This window comes from Streptomyces natalensis ATCC 27448, from assembly GCF_000935125.1.
Lineage (GTDB): Bacteria > Actinomycetota > Actinomycetes > Streptomycetales > Streptomycetaceae > Streptomyces > Streptomyces natalensis.
Genome location: NZ_JRKI01000028.1, coordinates 86,559 through 93,435 on the forward strand (window position 1 = coordinate 86,559; position 6,877 = coordinate 93,435).

Sequence of the window (6,877 nt, forward strand, 5' to 3'; positions counted from 1 at the left end):
GTGGTTCCTCTCCTTCATGGGGACGGGGTGTTTCTCGATCGGCCCCGGACGGGGCCGGCTTCAGGGCCGCCGTGGCGGCGGGAGGAAGGGCAGATGCACGGGTGTGTCGTGCAGCGCGCTGCCCAGTGCGAGCAGGCATCCGGCGGTGCCGGTGCTCAGGTCCATGGAGAGCCGCATCATCTGCTCCCCGGCGAAGGCGAGGTGCCCTCGATAGGGGACGGCACCCCAGGAAAGGGAGTCGATCTGGCGGCGGAGATCGGCGGCGTGGGTGCCGGTGACTCCGGCCGTGGTGCGGCTGAGGTGCAGCACCATGCCCGCCGCGCCGCGGAACAGGCCAGGCTGGGCATAGAACTTGGCTTGGGCGGCCTGCACGATCTCGGCCCGCGCCCGTTCGAACGCGTCGTCCGGACGGTGGGCGAGGAAGTCGTCGAGCACCATGCCGATGCCGACGCTGCCGGCGCCGAGGTAGGGCATGGTCCGCCAGCCCTCATCGACCTGGAGTGCGCCGCCCGCGCCGCGGACACACCGAGCCAGGTCCCGGCGCAAGGCATCGGCGGCCAGATCGAGCAGCGCGGGGTCGTCGCGGCGCTCGTACAGGCGCAGGAAGAGCAGTGCCGCTCCGCTGTCTCCGTGCAGCAGCCCGGCGCGGGGCCGCGCACCGCCTTCGGCCGGCGGCGCGGCAGTGCGGAGCTTGTCGGCCACGAGCTGGGCACAGTGCAGGGCGCGCTCTTCAAGGAAGCGTTCGCCGGTGGTGTGGGCCAGAGAGTCGAGTGCCAGGCCGATGCCGGCCAGTCCGCTGTGCAGGTCCGGTGCGATGTCCTGCCGGCTCTGGGCTTCGATGGTGTCGATGAGGTCCAGGGCCCGTTCCTGGTGTCCGAGCCGATCCAGGACCCAGGCGACGCCGGAGAGGCCGTCGTAGAAGCCGAGCGAGCTGCCGGGCGCGGGGGTCTTCGTCCTGCGCAGCAGCCACTCCTCCGCCTCCGGGCAGCGCTCCGCGCCGGTCTCCGCCAAGGCGTACAGCACCCCGGCCGCCCCGTAGGCGAAGCAGGTGCCACCGCCTGCCGTGGCGAACTGGGCGATGTCGCCAGGGAAGAAGCGGTCCTCGCGATCGGGAGTGGCCGAGGCGAGCACAGCGCGGGCCATGGAGTCGCGGCTGTGCGGCCAGTCGCCGAGGGCTACGGGTAAGTAGTCCGCTCCCGCGCGCCGGTCCGTGCGGCCGGAGTCGCTCGCCGGCTGGTGTCCCCGGAGGATTTCGGCCACTGCCTCGTCGAGGTAGTCGCGGGGCACCGGGAACTGCGCGGCGGCGATCTGCGCGAGATGTGCCGCCTTGCCACGGTCCACCGCAAAGAGGCTGGTGAGCGGGAGGAACAGCGCCAGGCGCAGGCAGGCCAGGGCGTAGTGGTCGACATCGGATCCCCTGCGGTCCGCGGGAGCGACAAAGCCCGGGTTGGCGATCACCTGGCGGCTGCATTCGTCGTCGACGGCAGCGGCCTCGAAGTCCAGGAGCACCACGGAGGACTCGTCCTCGGACATCATGATGTTGAACAGATGCAGATCGTTGAAGACGACGCCACGGGAGTGGATCGCCTTGACCGCGTCGGCCACCAGACCGTGCACACGCATGGCCCACTGGGTGTACTCCGCGAGCCTCTCAGGGGTCGGATCAGCCTCGATCAGCGGGTGGCGGTGCGCGAAGAAGCTGTTCAGCGGCCGGCCTTCGATGAATTCCAGTACGAGGAAGGTGTGGTCGCCGAGGGTGAACCAGTCGTGCACCTCGGGGGCGCAGCCGAGCCCCGACAGCCTCTTCAACGCGTCCCGCTCGCGCTCCAGCCGGGTCACGGCATCCGCTTCATCGGCGGCCAGTCCGGCATACGGCCGCGCCTCCTTGAGCACCACCCGTTGGTCCGTCCGCAGATCCCGGCCGACGTAGACCCCGCCCCCGTTGGAGAAGTGCAGCGCCTGCTCGATCTTGTACGGCAGGTCGGCGACGGTGGTGGCAGAGCGGGCGGCCAGATGCGGCTCGAGGAAGTCCGGGAGGGTGACCCACTCCGGGACGCGGAACGCGGGCTCTCTGAGGTCGGGGACCAAGCGCCCGTGGTCGTCCTCGATCGCGGGGCGGAGTTCGCCCCTGTCGTCATAGCAGTGCCGCTCGGTGAAGCTGCCGTATCGCACATACACCGGACCGGCGCCCCAGCGCAGATCGCTGAGGATGTACGGCCCCGGTTCGCCGGCGAGCAGTTCGTCCAACTCCTCGGCGATGAGGCGGCATTGCTCCTCGTCGGCCGGGTAGACGGTGAGGAACTTTCCGCTGGCGCCGCGGTCGGCGTACTTGGCATTGCGGGTGTGCAGCAGATACCGGCTCGGCATGCATTTGAAGGCCACCGAGCGCGGGACGCAGTAGTCCCAGACCTTCGCCAGCACCCTTTCGGCGTTGTCCAGGCAGGCCGAGATATGGATCTTCCAGCCCTGGCTGGGGAGTTCGTGGTCCAGGGGCCGGAACGCCAGCCAGTCGCCCGAGCGGTGGCGCTGCCAGCCCTCCGGCAGCTCCCGGTTCAGCGTCGCGTAGGGAGCTCCACGCCCCTTGCCGGTCGCCGACAGCCGGTGGGGAGCGTCGTAGAACTGCCGGTCGGCGTCGCAGAAGACGGCGTAACCCTTGTTCATCGCACTCCCTCGGGTCTGGTGACAGGCATGACGCTGTCATGACGCAGGGGACGGCAAACAGTCATGTCTGTCATGAAGAACCCGTGAGAAATGCATGTTTGCTGCAAATTTACCGAGTGATGATCCACGCCCTTGCCCGAGCGCTCCACCATTCGGCTATTCCTTCTCGGGTGCAAACCCTGCCGGCTCACCACGTGTCGAGACCGGTGCTGTCAGTGCTCCCCCCTGCTGTTTCCGCATGGTCACCAAGGTCACCGTGGTCACTGAGACACAGCCGGAGAACCCCCCGCAGCAACTGCTTCAGAACTGGATCGGCGATCCGCCGTACCAACTACTGCTGTTGGAGAAGGCTCGGGTCGGCGATGGCTTCCCCTTGGACTACTCCCTCAAGTCGCTGGAACGCTCCGGAAGCACGCGTACCGGAGCACTGCGACTGCGTCCAGCGCCCTGAGAAACGGGCGAAGTTCGTAGAGGGCGCAATGGCCTCCTCGAAGCGCCGAGGCCGCATGAACCTCATCAACGACAGCGACCGCCACCTGGCTCGCATGATGTGCGTGATGGCGCCGGGAACGGTGCGGAGAGTCGGCCCGGTAGCCGGTCCTCTTCCCACTCGTCGTCCACGGCCCACTCCTCGCCGGCCTCCGGTCGGGGGGTGGTCAACGGCATCAACCCGTAGCCTGGACCTGCGGGGCCGTTGCCCACCTCCGCGACGAAGGATCGGTACTCCGTCGGCAGATCGACACCGTGGGCTTCCTCGAACGCCCTGATCTCCGCCTCTGGAAGCGCGGGCGCCAGCTCGTACTGGTACCCATCCGCCCCGAAGCGCGCCCGCTCCGGGTCCCGTGCTGCCATCTCGCGTATCCGAGCGCGTACGGCGCCCTGGTCCCAGCTCTCCATCCAGCGACCGGAACAATGAAAACGCTGGACATCAGCCGCAGGGATACGGCTGAGCGTGTGAGCTGGCGGGTTTCGCCAGGCAAAACGCTCAGCCGGTGCTACGGGATCGGGGTCCAGGCCATCGTGTGGGTCGTGGTTCAGGGGCCAGCCGCGGTGCCGATCACGGCAGCCAGCGGAGCCCCTACTCTGCGGGCAGGATGACGCCGTCTTCGTCCCGGAAGTAGCTTCCGCTGGAGAGGCCTTCGACCTTGCCCTGCTTGAGCCACTGTCGGGACATGTGGTGAAGGAATTTGGACTGGCGTTCCCAGACCATGAGGTGCCCGGTACAGGCGACGCGGAACATCAGCTTCTTCGTGCCGGGGATGGCCTCATAGAGCGCGGGGACCGAGAAGTGAAGCAAGGGACCGGAGGACACCGGCGTGTTCGCCTGGGTGTCGAGCTCTCCGTACACGATGCACACCGGCACGTCCCGGCCGAGCGTGCCGTGCAGTGGCACTGTGGTGGAGTTCCAGCCCCACCAGTAGGAGTTCCGGATCCGATTCACGCCCTGGGCCACCCCGTCTTCCATGGGTCCCCAGCCACTGCCGACGGCGTCGTTGTCCATCGTGGCGTCCCACACCACGTCGACCATGCCGGGCTCCCGCTGGTTCGCGCACTGCAGTTCCCTGTCCCATGAGCTGGCGAAGGCCGCCTTGGTACCGAGGCTCATCGGGAAGCCGAACAGGGCCGCCGGGGTGGAGACCGGCAGTGCGACCGGTGCTCCGAAATCGGTTCCGGCCTTGCTCTGCCTGCCGTCCGGCGGGAAGATCGGCGCGAGCAGCAGCAGGCTCTCCACGTTCTGCGGGTGCTGCACCGCGTACGGTCCCATGACAAACGCGGCCGCGGACCAGCCGATGAGCCGGACCTTCGACACACCGCTCTGGTGCTGGATGAACTTGATGACGGTGTCCAGCTCGTCCCAGTCACTCTGCGAGTTGTTCAGCTGAGACGTGTAGACAGGGGAGCAGGGCGCCGACAGCGGGTTGGGGACCAGGATGTCCTGCTGCTGGGCGGGGTTGGCATTGCACGGATTATCCATCTTCGGGCGCGTCGACCGGCCAGATCCCTGGAGATCCATGATGAACACGTCGTAGCCTTCATCTGCCAGGCTCTTGGACCAGCTGTACTTGTCCTGTCGGCCGTGTTCGAGGTCGAACCCCGGCAGCGCCGGGGTACTTCTGCCGTGCAGCATGAGGACGGCCTCGGGCGAATGGCTCGGCTTGGTGCCGTCATACTCCCGTACGAAGAGCTCGACGCTGTCATGCAGGTTCGCGGGGTTGGTCGAGGTGTGCGGGACCGCGTAGTCCTTGGTGATGATGCCCGTTGCCATTACTTGCGTTCCTCTCGTTCGGCTCAGCCCGAGACGGATGCCCGGACCAGGCCAGAATCCGAGGGGCGATCACCCGATGCCATGAGCACGGCCGCCGAAGCCTCCCGTGTGACCCCAATGGGTAGGCCCGTCGCTCCGATCGGCCGAGTGACGTTCGCCTCGGGACAGGACGGGCGTCATGCCCATTCGGCTGACCGCTGCGCAGGCCAGGGCATGGGCAGGGGTCAAGTCGTCATGACGTCTCTGAAGGACCTCATGGTCCGCGCCGGCCATTCCAGCGCGCAGGCCCAGCTGATCCACCAGCACCCCAAGAAGAGGCATCAGTGCAAGATCGCCGCCAGCATGGACGCCGACGCAGCATCGTCGACGAACGCTTCGGGCACGCCGCCCGCGCCGTACACACCGTCCGGACAGGAATCCGCTGGAAGTTCCTCGGCCGCAGCGACACTGCATCCACCCCGACATCCTGAGGCCGCCCCGCCCCCTCCGGCGAAGCACCAGCCACCCCTGCGGCCAGCACCCTTGCCCCTGGTCCTTCAGGCAGAGGGGGCGGACAGGGACACGAGGGCGTGGGCGCATGCGTCGGCAAGCTCGTGGTCATGGGTGATCAGGATGAGGATCTTGCCGCTGGCGGCGAGTTCTGTCAGCACCCCGGAGACGGATTGCATGGCCCGGTAGTCGAGCCCGGAGGACGGTTCGTCGAAGATGTATATTTCGCGGCCCTCGACGAGCGCGGAGGCGATGGCCACCCGTTGCTGCTGGCCGCCGGAGAGGGACAGCGGGTGCCGGTCCGCGAGCTGGTCGATGTCCAGGCGCCGCAGCGCGGCGTCGACGGCGGATGGTGCGATGCCTTGCCGTCCCAGGGTCAGTTCTTCGCGCACGGACGGTCCGAACAGCTGCCGGTTGACGTCCTGCGCGGCCAGGAAGGCGCGGCGGGTCCGCTGCCGTCGCGTCAGGGGCCGGCCGTCGAGCGTGACACGGGCCGGTGACTTTTCGAGTCCTGAGAGGATACGCGCGGTGTGCGTCTTCCCGACGCCGTTCCGTCCGACCAGTGCGGTCACCATGCCGCGTGGGAAGGGGAGTTCGCCGAACCGTGGGTGGTCGCACACCAGGCCGCTGTGCTCATCGGCCGCGGGCTTGGGGGACTTTGCGGTCGCTGGGGGATGCAGGCTGCGCAGTCCCAGTGTGCGGCGTGTCTGGCCGGGGATGTTCCAGAAGTCCGCCGAGGAATATGTCTGCGCTGTCCGGCCGGCGTCCATCCGTACGACGCGGTCGACCAGTCCCCGCAGGTAGTGCAGCCGGTGCTCGGCGATCACGAGGGTCGCGCCCGAATCACGCAGCCGCGTCAGGGTGGACCGCAGCTCCTGCACCGCCTCATCGTCCAGATTGGCCGTCGGCTCGTCGAGGAGATAGATCCGTGGCTGGTCACAGACCGCCGACGCCAGCGCCACGCGCTGTTTCTCTCCGCCGGACAGCGTGAACATGCTGTGCTGGGCGAGGTGTGCGACGCCCACCCGGTCGGCGACCCGCGCCACGCGGGCGCGGAGGCCGGCCGGGTCCGCGCCCGCGTTCTCCCCGCCGAATGCCATCTCGGACAGTGGTTCGGTGCAGAAGAACTGGGTTCGCGGGTTCTGGAACACGGTCGACACCGTGCGGCCCGTCTCCTGTAGGGGCCGCTCCGCGGGAGTGTGTCCCAACACGCTGACGCTGCCTGATACTTCAGCCTCGTAGACGTGTGGGACGAGGCCGTTGAGCAGTCGGATCACCGTCGACTTGCCGCACCCGCTGCCGCCGGTGAGCAGTACGCACTCTCCCTCCGACACCTCGAACGAGAAGTCACGCAGCGACGGTTCGCCGCGCGCCGCGTAGCGCACGGTGACCTTGTCGAGCGCAATCGCCCGTGCGCCGGCCATATGCCCTGTTTCTTCCATGCCCGCCTCCATGCCTTCC

At 68.0% G+C, this 6,877-nt stretch carries 5 protein-coding genes; 1 reads left to right on the plus strand and 4 read right to left on the minus strand.

Annotation, left to right across the window (positions count from 1 at the left end; genetic code table 11):
* Positions 1–60 precede the first annotated feature (60 nt).
* Positions 61–2,661: a class III lanthionine synthetase LanKC gene (lanKC, locus tag SNA_RS19775; RefSeq protein WP_030068092.1), complete on the minus strand. Its 2,601-nt coding sequence runs from the start codon at positions 2,659–2,661 to the stop codon at positions 61–63.
* A 238-nt stretch (positions 2,662–2,899) separates the two neighbouring features.
* Here lanKC and SNA_RS19780 point away from each other — a divergent pair, with 238 nt between their 5' ends.
* A complete protein-coding gene (locus tag SNA_RS19780) occupies positions 2,900–3,112 on the plus strand; it encodes a hypothetical protein (protein WP_030068091.1) in 213 nt (70 codons plus the stop codon).
* 65 nt (positions 3,113–3,177) lie between these two features.
* On the opposite strand, the gene SNA_RS45435 is transcribed toward SNA_RS19780, so the two are convergent.
* From SNA_RS45435 to SNA_RS19790, 3 genes are all read right to left on the minus strand, one after another.
* The gene (locus SNA_RS45435; RefSeq protein WP_476718249.1) at positions 3,178–3,558 is read right to left on the minus strand and encodes an SMI1/KNR4 family protein; all 381 of its coding nucleotides are present in this window, start codon (positions 3,556–3,558) and stop codon (positions 3,178–3,180) included.
* Positions 3,559–3,739: 181 nt separating this feature from the next.
* Entirely contained in the window at positions 3,740–4,927 is a 1,188-nt protein-coding gene (locus tag SNA_RS19785; protein WP_030068090.1) for an alpha/beta fold hydrolase, read from the minus strand.
* Between the two features lie 536 nt (positions 4,928–5,463).
* Positions 5,464–6,858, minus strand: coding sequence for an ABC transporter ATP-binding protein (locus SNA_RS19790; protein ID WP_206742964.1), 1,395 nt, complete (start codon positions 6,856–6,858; stop codon positions 5,464–5,466).
* Positions 6,859–6,877: the final 19 nt, after the last annotated feature.